Annotated in this window: 14 protein-coding genes and 1 pseudogene; 7 read left to right on the top strand and 8 right to left on the bottom strand. The window is 53.8% G+C overall.

The genetic code is table 11. The features are described from left to right. Positions 1-35 precede the first annotated feature (35 nt). Positions 36-701, top strand: a complete 666-nt coding sequence (gene pyrE, locus ACT3T7_RS13115) for an orotate phosphoribosyltransferase (RefSeq protein ID WP_172118706.1) — start codon at positions 36-38, stop codon at positions 699-701. Here the strand turns inward: pyrE and ACT3T7_RS13110 are convergent, their stop codons facing one another. Then, entirely contained in the window at positions 702-1,172 is a 471-nt protein-coding gene (locus ACT3T7_RS13110; protein WP_193056952.1) for a tRNA (cytidine(34)-2'-O)-methyltransferase, read from the bottom strand. It lies immediately after the preceding gene. Between the two features lie 76 nt (positions 1,173-1,248). Between ACT3T7_RS13110 and rep the strand changes: the two genes are divergently transcribed. Then, positions 1,249-3,318, top strand: coding sequence for a DNA helicase Rep (gene rep, locus ACT3T7_RS13105; protein ID WP_444631261.1), 2,070 nt, complete (start codon positions 1,249-1,251; stop codon positions 3,316-3,318). 52 nt (positions 3,319-3,370) lie between these two features. On the opposite strand, the gene ACT3T7_RS13100 is transcribed toward rep, so the two are convergent. After that, positions 3,371-3,832: a c-type cytochrome gene (locus tag ACT3T7_RS13100; protein WP_319941293.1), complete on the bottom strand. Its 462-nt coding sequence runs from the start codon at positions 3,830-3,832 to the stop codon at positions 3,371-3,373. Between the two features lie 405 nt (positions 3,833-4,237). Beyond that, complete coding sequence (locus ACT3T7_RS13095; RefSeq protein WP_172118707.1) at positions 4,238-5,137, bottom strand: GNAT family N-acetyltransferase; 900 nt, start codon at positions 5,135-5,137, stop codon at positions 4,238-4,240. A 117-nt stretch (positions 5,138-5,254) separates the two neighbouring features. Here ACT3T7_RS13095 and ACT3T7_RS13090 point away from each other — a divergent pair, with 117 nt between their 5' ends. From ACT3T7_RS13090 to ACT3T7_RS13075, 4 genes and pseudogenes are all read left to right on the top strand, one after another. Continuing rightward, complete coding sequence (locus tag ACT3T7_RS13090) at positions 5,255-5,935, top strand: response regulator (protein ID WP_444631260.1); 681 nt, start codon at positions 5,255-5,257, stop codon at positions 5,933-5,935. Between the two features lie 56 nt (positions 5,936-5,991). Beyond that, positions 5,992-6,747 (top strand): annotated as a pseudogene (locus ACT3T7_RS13085) (sensor histidine kinase N-terminal domain-containing protein); the annotation flags it as partial. A gap of 24 nt (positions 6,748-6,771) precedes the next feature. Next, positions 6,772-7,287: a sensor histidine kinase gene (locus ACT3T7_RS13080; protein ID WP_406565436.1), complete on the top strand. Its 516-nt coding sequence runs from the start codon at positions 6,772-6,774 to the stop codon at positions 7,285-7,287. Between the two features lie 99 nt (positions 7,288-7,386). Beyond that, positions 7,387-7,989 (top strand): CBS domain-containing protein, encoded by a 603-nt coding sequence (locus ACT3T7_RS13075; RefSeq protein ID WP_444631259.1) that lies wholly within the window; start codon positions 7,387-7,389, stop codon positions 7,987-7,989. Positions 7,990-8,119: 130 nt separating this feature from the next. On the opposite strand, the gene nhaD is transcribed toward ACT3T7_RS13075, so the two are convergent. From nhaD to ACT3T7_RS13050, 5 genes are all read right to left on the bottom strand, one after another. After that, positions 8,120-9,586 carry a sodium:proton antiporter NhaD gene (gene nhaD / locus ACT3T7_RS13070; RefSeq protein ID WP_444631258.1) on the bottom strand — a complete coding sequence of 489 codons (1,467 nt, stop codon included), beginning with the start codon at positions 9,584-9,586 and terminating at the stop codon, positions 8,120-8,122. 820 nt (positions 9,587-10,406) lie between these two features. Next, complete coding sequence (glmS, locus tag ACT3T7_RS13065) at positions 10,407-12,236, bottom strand: glutamine--fructose-6-phosphate transaminase (isomerizing) (RefSeq protein ID WP_444631257.1); 1,830 nt, start codon at positions 12,234-12,236, stop codon at positions 10,407-10,409. 45 nt (positions 12,237-12,281) lie between these two features. Continuing rightward, positions 12,282-13,652 (bottom strand): bifunctional UDP-N-acetylglucosamine diphosphorylase/glucosamine-1-phosphate N-acetyltransferase GlmU, encoded by a 1,371-nt coding sequence (gene glmU / locus ACT3T7_RS13060; protein ID WP_444631256.1) that lies wholly within the window; start codon positions 13,650-13,652, stop codon positions 12,282-12,284. Between the two features lie 5 nt (positions 13,653-13,657). After that, complete coding sequence (locus ACT3T7_RS13055; protein WP_444631255.1) at positions 13,658-14,776, bottom strand: FAD:protein FMN transferase; 1,119 nt, start codon at positions 14,774-14,776, stop codon at positions 13,658-13,660. Positions 14,777-14,785: 9 nt separating this feature from the next. Further along, complete coding sequence (locus ACT3T7_RS13050) at positions 14,786-15,586, bottom strand: undecaprenyl-diphosphate phosphatase (protein WP_172118713.1); 801 nt, start codon at positions 15,584-15,586, stop codon at positions 14,786-14,788. 195 nt (positions 15,587-15,781) lie between these two features. On the opposite strand from ACT3T7_RS13050, the gene ACT3T7_RS13045 reads away from it, so the two are divergent. Then, positions 15,782-16,975, top strand: coding sequence for a cation diffusion facilitator family transporter (locus ACT3T7_RS13045; protein ID WP_172118714.1), 1,194 nt, complete (start codon positions 15,782-15,784; stop codon positions 16,973-16,975). Positions 16,976-16,995 lie beyond the last annotated feature (20 nt).

The following is a 16,995-nucleotide window of genomic DNA, read 5'->3' as shown; positions in this document are numbered from 1 at the left end:
GGCTGACATGCACCCACCGCCTAATGAGGAACGCCGTGGCTACCACTCTACAACCCTATCAGCGCGAATTCATCGCCTTTGCCATTGAGCAGGGCGTTCTCAAGTTTGGTGAGTTTACGCTTAAATCTGGGCGAGTAAGCCCTTACTTCTTTAACGCTGGGCTATTCCAGACCGGCCGCGCGCTGGCCAAGTTAGGCCGTTTTTATGCCCAGGCCATTGTCGACAGCGACTTGAAAGCCGATGTGCTGTTTGGCCCAGCGTACAAAGGCATTCCGCTGGCGGCAGTGACCGCTGCGGCACTGGCGGATCATCACGACCAGGACATGCCCTACGCGTTTAATCGTAAGGAAGCCAAAACCCACGGCGAAGGCGGCAACATTGTGGGTGCGCCACTGGCGGGCGATATCCTGATCATTGATGATGTGATTACCGCCGGTACGGCCATCCGCGAAGTCATGAGCCTGATTGAGCAAAGCGGTTCCCGGGCAGGCGGCGTAATCATTGCCCTGGATCGCCAGGAGCGCGGCCAGGGCGAGCAGAGCGCCATCCAGGAAGTCCAGGCCGAGTATGGCATGCCGGTGGTGAGCATCGTTACGCTTGAGCAAGTACTTACTTACCTTGAAGAGCATGCTGGTAGCGAAATGCTCGCCTATGCAGAAGCCGTGCGTGCTTATCGTGACCGCTATGGTATTGCCGCCTAGCTAAGTAGCAAGTGCGCCAGCAAAACCTTGCTGGCGCCACGCTTCATAGCTCACAATAGCCACCGCGTTGGAAAGGTTTAGGCTGCGATTATTGGGCTGCATGGGAATGCGTAGCTTTTGGGCGTCTGGCAGCGCCTGATGCACCTCGGCAGAGAGACCAGCCGTTTCAGAGCCAAACAGCAGTACATCGCCAGCCGCAAAATCTGCCTCGCTGTGGGGCCGTGTACCCTTGGTGGTAATCGCCCAGATACGTCGCCCCGGCATGGCGTTTTGAAACGCAGCAAAATCAGCATGACGCGTCACATTAGCCAGGTCGCGGTAATCAAGCCCAGCACGGCGCAGCTTTTTTTCTTCAAGATCAAAGCCCAGCGGCTCGATTAAATGTAAACGACAGCCATTGTTGGCTACCAGGCGCATGATATTACCCGTATTGGGTGCCATACGCGGCTCAAACAGCGCTACTTCAAACATCACCACCTGCCTATCCATGTTATGCGCGTAGAAACGCCTGATTGTAGATGAAAAACCGCCAAGGATAACGTGCCTAATGACGCCCTCGCCCCCGCAATCCATTCTTAGCCGCATTAAAGGCCTTAACCCGCGCCAGCAGGAAGCCGTGCGCTACATTGATGGCCCCTGCCTGGTCTTAGCGGGCGCGGGTTCCGGCAAAACCAGCGTTATCACCACCAAGATTGCGTATCTGGTTCAGGAATGCGGAATGAGTGCGCGCCGGATTGCGGCGGTCACGTTCACCAACAAAGCCGCCCGCGAGATGAAAGAGCGCGTAGGGCAAATGTTGAAAGGCAAGGAGGGTCATGGCCTTACCGTCTCCACCTTTCACACCCTGGGGCTTAATATTATTCGTGGCGAGCTGAAGACGCTGGGGTACAAGCCGGGGTTTTCGCTGTTCGACCCGGAAGATGCCAAGGCGCTGCTGCGTGACCTGATGAACAAGGACGCCCAGGTCGACGCCGAGCAGATCAATGCCGTGCAGAGCAAAATATCCACCTGGAAAAACGACCTGGTGCTGCCCAGCGACGCACTTTCCTTTGCCGCCGATGACGATGACCACTTTGCCGCTCGGGTCTATGAAGCCTATAACCGTCATCTAAAAGCCTACAACGCGGTAGATTTTGATGACCTGATCCTGCTGCCCGTCGTGCTCTTGAAAAACGACGCTGAGGCACTGGCGCGTTGGCGGCGCAAGATTCACTACATGCTGGTGGATGAGTACCAGGACACCAACGTGTCCCAGTATTTGCTGGTGAAGCTTTTAATGGCCGAGCGCTCGACCTTTACCGTGGTGGGCGACGACGATCAGTCAATCTACGCCTGGCGTGGTGCGCGCCCCGAGAACCTGATCACGCTGGGCGAGGACTTCCCGCGCCTGAAGGTGATCAAGCTGGAGCAGAACTACCGCTCAACCGGGACAATTCTACGCGCGGCCAACACGCTGATTGCCAATAACCCGCACGTCTACGATAAAACCTTGTGGTCGGATATGGGCGACGGCGCCCCGATTCGAGTGATCGTGAATCGCCATGAAGAGGCGGAGTCTGAGCGGGTGGCTAGCGAAATGCTGACTCGGCGTATCAAGGAAAAGGCTGAATGGCGCGACTTTGCCGTCCTTTATCGCGGCAACTTTCAGGCACGGCTTTTAGAGCTCAAGCTTCAGCATTACCAAATTCCCTACAAGCTGTCCGGCGGCACGTCGTTTTTCTCGCGTAATGAGATCAAGGACGCCATGGCCTATCTGCGCCTACTCATCAATCCTGCCGACGATAACGCTTTTTTGCGGATAGTAAACGTACCGCGCCGTGAGATTGGGCCAGGCACGCTTGAGAAACTGGCTAACTATGCCACCGAACGGACGATTTCCCTGTTTGCAGCGTGTCATGAAATGGGCCTGGAACAGACGCTACCCACCCGCGCTGTCGAGCGGTTAAGCCGGTTCACCCACTTTATCGACGGTGTGCGCAAACGCATGGATCAGGGCGATGCAATTGCCGCTATCCGCGACATGTTGCGTGATATGGATTACGAGGCGTGGCTTTATCAGAACGCCAGTGCGCCCACTATTGCTGAACGGCGTATGGCCAACGTGTGGATACTGATCGACCAGTTGGAAAAGTCACTTAACCGTGACCCGGAAGAGGATACCGCCTCAGAGGCGACTGAAACCGATAGCGTGGAGGCGGCAATTTCTCGGCTGGTGCTGCGCGATATCCTGGAACAGCAGGCCGAAGAGGATGACTCGGACCGCGTACAGCTGCTCACCATGCACGCTTCAAAAGGGCTTGAGTTCCCGCATGTCTACCTGCTGGGCCTTGAAGAGGACCTGCTGCCCCACCGCAATGCTATTGAAATGGACACGGTGGAAGAGGAGCGCCGCCTGGCCTACGTGGGTATTACCCGGGCGCGGCGCACGCTCACGCTCACGCTTGCCCGCCAGCGCAAAGCCTACGGTGAGCTGATGGATTGCCAGCCCAGCCGTTTTCTGGATGAACTGCCCGGGGAAGACCTGGAGTGGGAAGGTCGAGCGGATAAAGAGGACCCGGACAAGAAGCAGGCGCGCGGCAAGGATGCAATTGCCGGGCTGCGCTCTCTGTTGGGGTAACGACCAGACCAAACTATCCACAGGTGGAACACCGGAACCGCTTGTGGATAGGCTATTCGACCTCTTCGATCATGTAGTCGACCGCTGCCTTGATCTCATCATCGCTGAAATTAAACCGACCGCCCTTGGGCGGCATCGCACCAATCCCCTTAATGGCGTTGACGTAAAGCGTGTCAGTGCCTTGAGCAAGCCGTGCAGTCCAGGCGGCGTTATCGCCCGTTGCCGGAGCGCCCGCAATGCCTGCCGCATGGCAGGCGCCACAGCCTGCCCTGGCATACAGCGCTTCACCATCATATTGGGCGGCGATATCTTCCGGTTCAGGCTCCTCTGGCAAGGAAGCATCAGGTTCAGGCTGGGCCACCGCACGTTGGCATGTTTGTCCTTGCAGGCAGAGCTTGCCAACTGGCGCAAGGCGCTCGGCAAGCGCTGCATCCTCGGCCTCTGCATCAGCAAGTGCGGCGCTCGATAGCACTCCTAACGCAACTATCCCGCCCAGCATACATTTGAAATTCACCCTGCCCCCTTGGCGTTTATCGCCATAATAGCGGCGTTTAATCCTGTATCGATAACCGTGTTCCAGGAAAATATACCGGGAGATAATATCTTTTTTTCACAGATAGCCAGAGGGCGATAGGTGAGAGCCACCTATCGAGTGACATAATAACAAAAGGGTCTAAACAGTGATTTAAAGGCCTACGTTTAGAAGATCAGCTTAAAGACGCCCGTAAGGGTAAGAAGGCCTACGGCAAAAATAAAGATAATAATCCACAGCAAAATTTTCATAACGTTTCCTCCATGAATAAAAGAAGCATTCCTCAATACCGCGCTCACAGTATAGAAGAAAAATTAAAAAGCAGGCTTAATATTACCTTTTGAATAGAGAAATTCTCGTGCTTCATTATGGGCTTGAAGCGGTAAGCTAGGCATTTTTCCAGGCAAGCAGGCGCTGCTCGGCATAACCGATGAACCCCGCCTGTTGATAAAGGCGCCAAGCGGGCGTATTGCGAGTATCGACGGTCAATATCATCTCGTTTGCCCCTTGGTTAATTGCCAGGTTAAAAGCCTCGGTTAACACGTTTCGACCGATGCCCTTACCGCGCCATTGCGCCGTGACGCCCATTAATAAAAGCTCCCAGCAGTGAGCCGACCGTGGCGCTAACAGCAACACGCCCACCCGCTCATCGCCCAGGTTAACGCTGTACCAATGGTTCGGCGCCGTAGGTGCCTGATCATAAAAACCGGCCAGCAGCGCTTCGCTGGAAAGCGATTCTCGCAGTGCTGGGCAGTCCAGCGAGCCTTGGCTAATGGAGTCGATCAGGTCGGTTTGCACGGCGGTGCTTAGCTCACTAAAAGGTGCTAGCCAAATTGGCGAATCCGTTGAAGGTACCGCCTCCGTGGCCGCCAGCGTAATGGACAAATAGTGTAGTTTGGCCAAGCGCACCATATTATGCGCAAGCAGCGTTGCCTCCCACGCATAGTGGCTGGGCGGCAAGACCACGTGGCAAAGCGTTATTCCCTGCGTGGTTACCCAATCATGAGCAGCGCTTAGTAAGGCTTGGCTTGTTGGATCATCCTGGCAAGGAAGCCATAGCTGTGCGGTGGCGTGAGCGAGCGGCTGCACCCACAGCGCACCGCTAATACGGCCGTGCTGCTGATAGACCCATAGCCCGTCCCAGGCTGCCTGCGGGGCTGACGTTAGAGCGGTGTGCAGCGCCGATTGCAAGGACGGTTCATGCACCGCCGCTAAGTGAAGCAGGGCTTCCCTACGCTGCGTTGAAGGGCAAATACTCACAAATGCACTATCGACCGTCGGCTTCATTAGTAATCTGGGCGCCACTGTGCTGCTTTCGTTGATGTTAATCCTGACTGACTCCCCCTAACGATGCTACCTTTTGTTACTTCTTACCGGGCCGTTGCTACAGGAGTGACTAACACCATGCGCATACTGCTGGTTGAGGACGACGCCAGCTTGTCTTCGGGCATTCGCCTGGCGCTCAAGCCGGAACACTATACGGTTGATCACCTGGATAACGGCAATAGTGCCCTTATGGCACTAAAAGAGGCTGAGCCGTTTGATGCTGTCATTCTCGATTTGGGCTTGCCGGGTTTGGATGGCCTCCACATTATCAAGGCGGTACGCCGCCAAGGCAGCCAAATTCCGATATTGGTACTCACCGCCCGCGACGGTATCAATGACCGCATAGCGGGGCTGGATGCTGGGGCCGATGATTACCTGGTCAAGCCTTTTGAAGTGGAAGAGCTCAAGGCCCGCTTACGGGCACTGCTAAGGCGCAGCCAGGGGCAATTGGATAATTACCTGGAGTGTCGCGGCATCCGCTTGGAACCGCTTACCCTAAGCGTCAGCTATCAGGGTAAAGTCATTACCCTTTCACGGCGCGAATTTACCCTGTTACAGGAATTTATGGGCCACCCGGGGCGGGTCTTTACCCGCGATACACTGACCAGCCTGATTTATGGCTGGGATGAGGATGTCGAAAGCAACGCCATTGAAGTTCATATTCACCATTTACGACGCAAGCTGTTTCCTGAGGTGATTCGCACCGTACGCGGCATTGGCTATGTGATGGATAAAGCGCCGCCGGGAGGCGAACAGTGAACTCTATCCGCCGGCGAACCTTAGGGCTCACACTGCTGCTATTTCTGCTCAGTATTATGGTTATTAGCGTGGTTAGCTACCGTTACGCCACGCACGAAATTCAGCAGTTGCACGATGCAAGCCTTGCCCGTCACGCTCACCTTTTGGGTGAGCTCATGCAAGCGCCTATTCCGCCCGCGTATCAGCAGGCACTTCTGCAAAGCGTAGAAAATACGCTGCAAACCAAGCAGCGCAATCCTGAGGCGCTCGTCTTTCAACTGTGGGAAGGCGATGAACTACTGCTGCGCTCAACCGATGCACCATTAGCGCCGCTTGCCGTATCGCAAAGTGGCTACACCCGGCAACAGTACCAGGGGCAAACGTGGCAAACCTATACGCTTTCGCTTGCTGAGGGGCGCAGGGTCATTGTGGGTGAGCGTGACGATATCCGCTTACGTTTGGTCAGGCGGGTAGCGCTGCGTACGCTGCTGCCCGAATTTATGGGGTTAATCGTCTTAACGTCTTTATTGTGGTGGAGCATCGGTTGGGGGCTTTCACCGCTGTCGAGAATGGCAGAGCAAATCCGCAACCGAGACCCACATAATCTTCAACCCCTTAAGCTTGCGCCTCTGCCGTACGAGCTGGCGACTATTTCCGGTGCACTCAATCGCCTGTTGATGCGCATCCAGCGTTTACGCGAGCGCGAAAAACGTTTTATCGCCGATGCCGCCCATGAACTGCGTACGCCGCTTGCCGTACTCGACCTTCATGCCCAAAACGCCTTGGCCGCAGAAAGCCCACAGGACCGTGAGGAGTCGCTTCATTATTTGCGCCAAGGCGTTGCCCGTTCGACACATTTGGTCAGCCAGCTGTTAACGCTGGCAAGGCTTGACCCGGATGAAACAAGCCTGCCATTACGCCCTGTTGATGCGCTGTTTGAGGTACGTGACGCGCTGGCCAAGCTACTTCCCCTCGCCCAGCAACAGCAGCAAACGCTGCAGCTAGAGGCCGATGAACAAGGCCAGTGGGCGTTAAACGAAGTCCCTGGCACCTTGGGAGCACTCGTACAAAACCTGGTGGGCAACGCCATTCAGCACTCTCCCCCTCAAGGAACTATCCACGTGCAGCTTAAGGCGGAATTGAGCGCCATTATTTTAGTAGTGGATGACCAGGGCCCGGGGATTCCTTTATCAGCTCGCAAGGCCGTTACAGAGCGCTTTCACCGCGCAGGCCCCGGCGCTGGGTCAGGGTTGGGATTATCCATTGTGGAACGGATAGTGGCGCAGCATGCGGGCAGCCTGGTATTTGATGATGCGCCAGGGGGCGGTTTGCGCGTACAGGTCACGCTTAATCGCCACAGCGGCCAAGGCTAGTTTTCAAGCCTTAAGGTTCCGATAAGAATTAACTGTGACTCTGAGGGTACCAGGCTGATTGGCAGTAAGCAGTTGGCCAAATAAAATGGAGGTTCCCTGATGAATCAAGTGGCTTTTGCACCTAAAACGTTAATTAAATTCAGCGCCGCTCCCCGCCTTAAGTCGCCGAGTGCCAAGCAGTTAACGACTGAAAGTTCAGCGCTGGATGTACTTACCGACTTTCAAACGCTGAAACCTCATTCGGTCGCCGCTGATACGCCTGTTGACGAGGCGCATCTCAAAATGCGTTATAGCGGTGTGCGGCTTCTGTTTGTAACCGACAAAAATGAGCACTGCATCGGTATTCTTACCGCCAAAGAGTTGATCGGCACACGCCGTATTAACCTGGCCATGCAGCAGCGCAATCTTGACCGCGACGAAATAACCGCGGATATGATCATGACCTCTTGGGATAAACTCAGTGCGATGACGCTGGAACAGCTCTCGGCGCTGACGATTGAAGACCTTGTCTTGGTCATGGAAGACGTAACTGAACAGCACCTGTTGATCACTCAGTACGACGACCATAACGCACTGACCATTCGTGGCTTAATATCAGCCACCGATATTCAAAACACCGTGGGTAAGCAAGTTAGTACGGTGGTTCCCGTCGCGAGCAGCTTTGCCGATATTTGCCAAGTGATTACCGGTCACGACCTGTAAGTTTAAAAGTATCCGTTAGCTGTTGTTAAACGTATTTATCATCTAAAACGCCCCTTACCAAAAATGGTAAGGGGCGTTTTTTAGTGTTCTATCAATACCGTGTTAATCCCTAAAGATTAACACCCAACCGCTAGAACATGGAGGCGTTGATAAATAAGTGTGTCGCTACACTCGCGGCATAACCCAGCAAAATAGCCGGCACCCAGCGCAAGTGAACCATAAAGGTATAAATACCCCGTGCCTGGCCCATCAAGGCAACACCAGCCGCTGACCCCATGGCAAGCAGGCTTCCCCCAACACCAGCGGTAAGCGTAATCAGTAGCCAGTTGCCTTCAGACATATCGGGCGCCATGGAAAGCACGGCAAACATTACCGGAATGTTATCCACCACGGCTGAAATCAGCCCTAACACAACGTTAGCCCAGATGGGATTCCAACTGCCGTAGAGCGTTTCAGACAGCAGGCTTAAATACCCCATAAAGCCAAGCCCGCCCACACACAGTACGACGCCGTAGAAGAACAGCAGCGTATCCCACTCAGAACGTGCGATACGGCTAAAGATATCAAACGGCACCACGCTGCCTAACTGCTCCAGCTTCTTCCAGTCGCCGCGGCGTGAATAACGTACCCGTTTACGCTCTAACGAGCGCGGCAGGCTGCGCCGCAGGTAGTATCCAAAAAACTGCAGTAGTCCTAAACCAAACATCATGCCCATTGCAGGCGGCAGGTGTAGAACCGAGTGGCAGAGTACGGAGATGGCAACGGTCAGCAAAAACAGCGCAATGATCCGGCGTGCGCCCCGCTTGAGCCAGACGTTTTCAGTAAGCGCTGCCGGTTGGCGGTTAACAATAAAGAAGTTCATGATGACCGCAGGCACCATAAAGTTAACGATAGCGGGTAATAACAGTACAAAGAAGCCGCTAAACGGCACTTGTCCTGCCTGCCAAACCATCAGCGTAGTGATATCCCCAAATGGGCTAAATGCGCCGCCAGCATTGGAGGCCACCACCACGTTAACGCAGCACAGGCTAATAAACTTGTTATCACCTTCAGCCACTTTCAGGATTACCGCGCACATCAGCATAGCCGTGGTCATGTTATTGGCTATCGCAGAAATACCAAATGCGAGAAAACCGGTAATCCAAAAAAGGCTGCGGTAGCTAAACCCTTTACGCACCAACCAGGCACGTAATGCGTCAAATATACGCCGCTCTTCCATGGCGTTGATATAGGTCATCGCCACCAGCAAAAACAGCAATAGTTCGGTGTATTCGAGCAACGTTTCCCGAAAGGCGATTTCTGCCTCTTCAGGCATACCGGCCTGCACATACACCCATGCCACAATGGCCCAAATAAGCCCCGCCGCTACCAGAACAGGCTTGGATTTACGCATGTGGAGAAGCTCTTCAGACATTACCAGAGCATAGGCAAGTACAAAGATACCCACACACGTAATACCGGCAAGAGAGAGCGTTAAATTCAGTGGGCCAGCAGCGGCATAAGAGAGGGAAGGAAAGACAACAGCACAGAGAGCAATCAACAACCAAGCGACCCGGCGAGCTGAGAGCCGAGGTGCAAGGACGTTTTGTGGTTTCATGACAGCGTGATCCTGACAGATGTGGGGAGAGAGCGTGCCACCATGATAAGCACGCTAATAAACTGCTGCAACGCAGCGCTGACTCGCAAGGTGCGCCTAATTGTCGCACCTTGTAACGCTGTTTTATAGTGTCCGAACAACTTATTACGTTTGCTCATTCAATGGGCCATGAGCTTCTTTTTTTCAGGACAGCAGATCACAGGAATAATGGCTGTTAAAAAATCAGATCGTCGTTCAGCCGCTATAACAACGCGGGTATTACTTAAAACAAGATGCCAGTGTGCGTAACGCCATCGTATTTTTATTTCTTGTTGTATCAATCGTTAGCATCGTTAATAAACACGCTCTCACTAACGCGATAGCACGCTGGATAAGTCCCCCCATGTACACAAAGAGCAAATACCCTCCTGTAAAAGACCATCAAACAAAAAAGGAGCCCGCTGATGGATGCATATTTAGACAATATCCATGACATCTTGCAAAAACTTAAGGATTATCTGGAGGGGAATGAAGATGAAGTGATCGCTACGACTGCCGTATCGTCAAATTCCATGACGTTTTGAAAAACCCGGATGAGTACGGCCTAACTGAGCTGGAGAAAAGCCAGTTGCCGCATTTGGAAGAAAAAGTGTGGCACACGGTACTCTCGCCACTTGCGAGGCTCGAAGCGAACGAAAACGTAGAGCAATAGGCGGGTAACACTGAACATCATGCTAACCAGCAAACCATTCTCGCCCCTAAAGGTTGGACACTTCATCCAACCTTTAGGGTATTGCCGTAAGAGCATTCAACGAACCGTTTGATACCAGCCGGCAGTGGTTTACTCGACCGTCACGCTTTTCGCCAGGTTACGCGGCTGATCGACATCGGTACCTTTAAGCACTGCGACGTGGTAGCTCAAAAGCTGGAGAGGAAGCGTATATAAAAGCGGTGCCAAGGCTTCGTGAATATGCGGCAGCTCAATGACTCGGATATTGTCATGCGGCTTGATACCCACGTTCTCATCGGCAAATACAAACAGCTGGCCGCCCCTGGCACGGACTTCCTGCAGGTTGGATTTTAGCTTTTCCAACAGGTCGTCATTGGGTGCGACGGATATCACCGGCATCTCGCTATCTACCAGCGCCAGCGGGCCGTGCTTAAGCTCACCGGCTGGGTACGCTTCTGCGTGAATATAGGAGATTTCCTTAAGCTTAAGCGCGCCTTCCAGTGCAATTGGGTAGTGCGCACCACGGCCCAGGAACAGCGCATGGTGCTTTTCAGCAAACGCCTGGGAGAGCTGCTCAATCTGGCTGTCCAGGGCCAGTACTTGTTGGCAAATATCAGCAAGCGAATGCAGCGCCTTCACAATACCTGCATGCTCTTCCTGCCCCTTCGCTTTGCTCATCGCAAGCGTCAGAAGCAATAGTGCCACCAACTGAGTGGTAAATGCTTTTGTGGAGGCAACGCCAATTTCCGGGCCTGCACGGGTCATCAGGGTCATATCTGATTCACGCACCAGAGAGCTTCCCGGTACGTTGCAAATAGCTAGCGAACCGACATAGTTCAAGGTCTTGGCAAAACGTAGTGCCGCCAGCGTGTCAGCGGTTTCACCCGACTGGGAGAGCGTTACGAATAGCGTATCGGAAGGTACGACCGGGTGGCGGTAACGATACTCGGAGGCCACCTCAACCTGTACCGGCACGCCTGCATAACGTTCAAGCCAGTAGCGGGCCACCATCGCTGCGTGATAACTGGTGCCACAGGCAATGATATGGACCTGGCGGGTTTTCTGGAAAAGCGCTTGAGCATCGGGGCCAAAGCTCTCGACCAACACACTGTCCGCGCTCAAACGCCCTTCCAGGGCCGCCTCGATCACCGCTGGCTGCTCGAAAATTTCTTTAAGCATGTAGTGGCGATAATTACCTTTGCTGGCAACACCATCACCATGCTCAAAAACATGTACCGACCGTGTTACTGAGCTGCCATCTTTATCGACGATCCGGATAGCACCCTTTTCGCTTAACTCGACCACATCGCCTTCTTCCAGATAAATAAAGCGATCCGTTACTTGTAGCAAGGCAAGCGGGTCTGAGGCTAAAAACGCTTCCCCCATACCCACACCTACCACCAGCGGGCTTCCCTGACGTGCACCTACTACTATGCCCGGCTCCTTGACACTCATAACGCCCAGCGCATACGCCCCGCCCAGACCATTCACAATTTGCTGGGTTGCCTCAAACAAACTGAGACCACTCTGCAACTTGTCCGCTAGCAAATGCGTAATGACTTCGGTGTCGGTTTCCGAGCTAAACGTATAGCCACTTGCCTGCAGCGTCTCTTTTATATATTCGTAGTTTTCAATAATGCCGTTATGCACCACGCTGACGTAGTCACCGCTATGGTGCGGGTGGGCATTGGCTTTTGAAGGCTTTCCGTGAGTTGCCCAGCGCGTGTGAGCAATCCCTGATGCTCCCGGCAGCGGTGCACTATTCAGCTCGTTCTCAAGGGCTGCGACCTTACCCACTGCGCGATGACGAGTAAGCTGGTTATGATCGTTCAACACAGTCATGCCCGCTGAGTCGTAACCGCGATACTCCAGGCGCTTAAGCCCTTCCAACAGTATGTCTTGCACGTTACGTTGCGCTACAGCAGCGACGATGCCACACATAAACCGTTCTCCCAGAATAAATTAAAGTAGCGATGTACCACGCGTTTACTTGTCAGCTTTAGTAGGACGCACCCAATCGGCCTTTTCCAGCTGCTTGCCTCGCGTCACCGCTAAGGCCCGCTCACGGACATCTTTTGCTATGGTGGATCCAGCGCCTATGGTTGCGCCTGCCCCCACTCTAACCGGGGCTACCAGTGCGCTGTTAGAGCCAATAAAGGCATGATCGCCGATCTCAGTGTGATGCTTGTTAACGCCGTCATAGTTGCACGTAATCGTGCCCGCACCAATATTAACGTCACGCCCCAAGCGGGCATCGCCAACATAGCTTAAGTGGTTAATTTTGCTACCCTCGCCTACCTCGGCGTTTTTGGTTTCTACAAAATTGCCCACCTTGGCATTAACCGCTAGGCGCGTACCGGGGCGCAGACGCGCATAAGGCCCCACCTGGTTATGGCCAGCCATCTTCGTTTGGTCAATAACACTGTGGCTATCAATGCTACTTTCAGCACCGATGGCACTGTTTTTGATCACGCAGTAAGGTCCTACACTAACGCTATCACCCAGCGTCACGTCACCTTCAAAAATGCAGCCCACGTCAATAAACACGTCGTGACCACAGGTGAGGCTTCCGCGCACGTCGATCCTTGCAGGATCAGCCAGTGCCACGCCCTGCTCCATTAACAGGTCCGCTTGGCGCGCTTGGTAAACGCGTTCTAACCGCGCCATTTGGGCACGATTATTAACCCCTTCTACTTCAACGGCGTGAGCTGGCTGCTCGGTGCAAACTTTAACCCCCTCTTTAGCCGCCATTTCGATCACATCGGTCAGGTAGTATTCACCCTGAGCATTGTCAGCGGAAAGCTTAGGCAACCAACGCGCCAGTTGGGCACTGGTCATCGCCATGATGCCGGTGTTGCATTCGGTGATAGCACGCTCGGCGTCGTTGGCATCTTTTTGCTCTACAATCGCCACCGCATCGCCCGCCGCATTGCGCACAATACGGCCGTACCCCGTTGGATCGTCCAGCGTAACCGTCAGCAGCCCCATCTGTTGTTCGTTCACATGGGCCAACAGCGCTGTCAGCGTTTCACTTTGAATGAGCGGTACATCGCCATACAGTATCAAAACAATGCCGTCACCCAGTTCATTCAATGCTTGAGCAGCGGCGTGCCCCGTGCCTTTCTGCTCTTCTTGCACGGCAAACGTGACGTTTTCATCCGCCAATGCGTGACGCAGCTGCTCAGCGCCGTGACCAATGACGACCTGCGTGCGTGCAGGGCTTAGGCTCGCCGCGGTTTCCAGCACGTGCGACACCATGGGTTTTCCCGCCAAGGAGTGAAGCACCTTCGGCATGTGTGAGCGCATCCGCGTGCCTTTACCCGCTGCGAGAATCACTACATCTAGCGCTTTTTGCATTCTCATTACCCTTCTTCTGCGTGACGCACGTTAGGAGACGCCCACTGACCAATACCGCTTTCATTGATGAGTTCTTCGCCAAACTCATCAACAAAAGCAGGGCTTGCAATACTCTGCCACTGGTCGCCATCGCGGATCAGCATTAATACACTCAGATTCTGCGCAACGGCCACTTCCATACCGGTATCGCTGTCTTCTACCAATAGCGCGGTGGCCCAGGCGTCGGCCCAGGCGTTGGATGGATGGAAAACCGATACCGATGCAAGATTATGCGAGACAGGCCGCCCGGTACGTGGATCAATGGTATGTGAAAAGCGCTGCCCATCAGCCTCAAAGTAATTGCGATAATCCCCAGAGGTCGCTACCGACATATCGTGAAGAGGCACAATATGCTGTGCTTGTGGCGCGCCGCTTTGCGGCGTTTCAATGCCTACGCGCCAAGGCGTCTTTTGGTCATCACGATAGCCGTGCGCCAGCATATCTCCCCCCAGGTTAATTAAATAACCCTCTATCCCTTGCTGATTTAGGTACGCTGCCACGCGGTCGGTTGCATGCCCCTTGGCGACACCGGAAAGATCCACATAAACATCACGCTCACGGCGCGCCTGCATGGCCTGAGTATCGATCGCTACAGCATCAAAGCCCACTTCGGCCAAGCGCTCGGCCAACTGGTGCTCCGAAGGGGCTTCTTGCGGGCGAGCCTCAGGACCAAAACTCCATAAATTGACCAGACCACCAACGGTCATATCAAACGCGCCGTTACTTTGTTCAGACACCGAGCGGCTTATCGCCAGTACTTCAATTAGCTCGTTGGAAAGTGGCTGCCACTCATTAAGCGGCGCCTGGTTAAACAGGCTTAGTTCAGAGTCATCTTTATACGTCGACATGGACACATCGACACGTTCAAGCTCTTCCAAAAAACCGGCTTCCAGATCGCTGGCTTGCTCCTGGGTTAGCGGGTCACTAATGGTTACCTGATAAAACGTGCCAAAGATGCCGCCCTCTAAACGGACAGGCGACTCCAAAGGACGATCTTTTTCCGAACAGCCAACCAACAGTAACAGCGACATAATGCATACCGCTTTTACTGTTAACCGTGTTGATTCAGGCATAAATAGGGTCATGAGCTTACTCTACATGTAAAAAAACCAGAGGAGCCACGCACCAAACAGTACGCGATAAACAACAAAAGGCTGCATCCCCATTTTTTTAATAATAACGAGGAAATAGTGAATACACAGGTACGCAATAACACCGGACAATAGCGTTCCGGCCGCCATGGATAGCCAATCGACTGACTGGGGCTGATGTAAAAGTTCAACGGCTTCTAACCCACCGGCTAATACGATTACCGGGATGGAAAGTAAAAAGGAGAACCGCGCAGCCCCTTCACGACTCATACCTACCAGAAGGGCGGCGGTGATGGTAATCCCTGAACGTGATGTGCCCGGAATGAGCGCCAACGCTTGGGCGCCGCCAATGATCAGCACATCTTTTAGCTGCATTTGGTATTCACTGCGGGTACCGCGTTTTTTCCAGTCGGCGTACCCCAGTAACAGGCCAAAGCCAATCAGGCTGAGCGCGATGATAACCGTGGAGCGCATATACACCGAGATAACATCACGAAGCAGAAAACCGATGATACACACAGGCAGCGTGGCAAGCGTGACCCAGATCGCGAGCCTGGCATCTTTATTGATCCCCCGGCCACGCAGCGCTGCCAGGCTGCTCGCTATCATTTGCCAAATTTCATGCCGGAAATAGACCACTACCGCGCTTAAACTGCCCAAGTGGAGCGCGACATCAAAAGCAAGCCCTTGGTCCTCCCAAGAGGTTAATACGGGTACTAAAATCAAGTGCGCCGAGCTTGAGACAGGCAAGAATTCCGTTATCCCTTGCACAGCAGCAAGTACCACTATTTGGAGCCACTCCATGGGTCATCCTATACATCAAAAGGGTGGTTGAATGACAATGGCGCATAAGGATACACCTCCATTAGGGGATTGTCCGCCATGGCTGCCATCGTTTTGTATTGCGTATTAGCCTGCTTAGAACAAAGGGCTTAAGAGATCATATTGCAGTGCGCTACAATAATGCTTTATTGAAAGCGCTCCCTTGTCAGGTATTCCATGACTCAGACCGTTGAAACGCCAGTGGTTCCCAACCACGAGCTAGATAATCAGGAAGCCAAGCGCGTCACCTATATCGGTGCCTGGTTGGATGGTGTGCTTAGTATTGTCAAAGTGGTGGTCGGTTTTTGGGTGGGTTCTGCCGCACTGATTGCCGATGGCATCCACTCGCTCTCCGACTTAATCACCGATGGTTTTGTACTGGCCGCCATTCATTACGGGCGTCAGGAGCCCGACAACGACCATCACTATGGTCACGGGCGCATCGAAACACTCACCACGCTGCTGTTGGGTAGCGTACTGATCTTTGTGGCAGGCGGTATTGCCTGGTCAAGCCTGGAGCGCTTGTTTAGCGGCACAGAAGTCACCGCGCCTGGCATCGTGGCGATTGTGATTACGTTTATTGCGCTGATCAGTAAAGAGTGGATTTTTCGCTACACCATGCGCGTCGCCAAGCGGGTAAAATCCAAGCTGTTGGAGGCTAATGCCTGGCACTCTCGTAGCGATGCCCTTTCTACCGCGGTGGTGCTGGTCGCACTGATTGGTGCTCAATTTGGCTTGGGTTGGCTGGATGCCGTCGCTGCCATTGTGGTTGGCCTGCTCGTAGGCAAGGTTGGCTGGGATTTACTGTGGGAATCTGCGCGGGAATTAGTCGATACCGCACTGCCTGAAGACACCCAACGCCAAATGCACGACGTAGCTTGTAGCGTACCAGGCGTGGATAGCGTGCATGACCTTCGCACTCGCCAATCAGCAGGTTGGGTAATGGTGGATTTGCATGTCGTGGTCGGGCCTAAAATCACCGTTTCAGAAGCCCATGAGATAGGTAATGAGGTCAGCCGCCGTTTACGTCATGAGTTTCCGCTACTCACCGACGTTATTTTCCATGTTGACCCTGAAGATGACGCTGGAGAAGGAGACCCCAGCCGAATGCCCGGCCTGCCACTACGTCCGGAGGTTGAGGCCGCGCTTGATCAACGCTGGTACGCGCATCCGGTGTGGCGCACGTTAAACGAGCTTCAACTGCACTATCTGGATGACAAGGTATCCGTATCTTTAATTATCGGCGATGCGGTACATCAGCCCCCGCAATGTTTGGCTAGCCAGCTCAAAGCGCTCGCCAGTGATATCGAGTGGCTCGGTCATGTGGAAGTCATGTTTATCACCCGAGCGGCCAGTAGCGCGATGCGCTAGCCGTTCGATAAACGCCAAAT

The sequence above is a fragment of the Halomonas sp. 111 genome (assembly GCF_052379685.1).
Lineage (GTDB): Bacteria > Pseudomonadota > Gammaproteobacteria > Pseudomonadales > Halomonadaceae > Vreelandella > Vreelandella citrativorans.
This window is presented reverse-complemented; position numbering and strand designations above follow the sequence as displayed.

Excerpts from the sequence above, each read along its gene's own strand:
- ACT3T7_RS13110 (WP_193056952.1), bottom strand. The coding sequence starts at position 1,172 with ATGTTTGAAGTAGCGCTGTTTGAGCCGCGTATGGCACCCAATACGGGT.
- rep (WP_444631261.1), top strand. The coding sequence starts at position 1,249 with ATGACGCCCTCGCCCCCGCAATCCATTCTTAGCCGCATTAAAGGCCTT.
- ACT3T7_RS13095 (WP_172118707.1), bottom strand. The coding sequence starts at position 5,137 with ATGAAGCCGACGGTCGATAGTGCATTTGTGAGTATTTGCCCTTCAACG.
- ACT3T7_RS13090 (WP_444631260.1), top strand. The coding sequence starts at position 5,255 with ATGCGCATACTGCTGGTTGAGGACGACGCCAGCTTGTCTTCGGGCATT.
- ACT3T7_RS13075 (WP_444631259.1), top strand. The coding sequence starts at position 7,387 with ATGAATCAAGTGGCTTTTGCACCTAAAACGTTAATTAAATTCAGCGCC.
- nhaD (WP_444631258.1), bottom strand. The coding sequence starts at position 9,586 with ATGAAACCACAAAACGTCCTTGCACCTCGGCTCTCAGCTCGCCGGGTC.
- glmS (WP_444631257.1), bottom strand. The coding sequence starts at position 12,236 with ATGTGTGGCATCGTCGCTGCTGTAGCGCAACGTAACGTGCAAGACATA.
- glmU (WP_444631256.1), bottom strand. The coding sequence starts at position 13,652 with ATGCAAAAAGCGCTAGATGTAGTGATTCTCGCAGCGGGTAAAGGCACG.
- ACT3T7_RS13055 (WP_444631255.1), bottom strand. The coding sequence starts at position 14,776 with ATGACCCTATTTATGCCTGAATCAACACGGTTAACAGTAAAAGCGGTA.
- ACT3T7_RS13050 (WP_172118713.1), bottom strand. The coding sequence starts at position 15,586 with ATGGAGTGGCTCCAAATAGTGGTACTTGCTGCTGTGCAAGGGATAACG.
- ACT3T7_RS13045 (WP_172118714.1), top strand. The coding sequence starts at position 15,782 with ATGACTCAGACCGTTGAAACGCCAGTGGTTCCCAACCACGAGCTAGAT.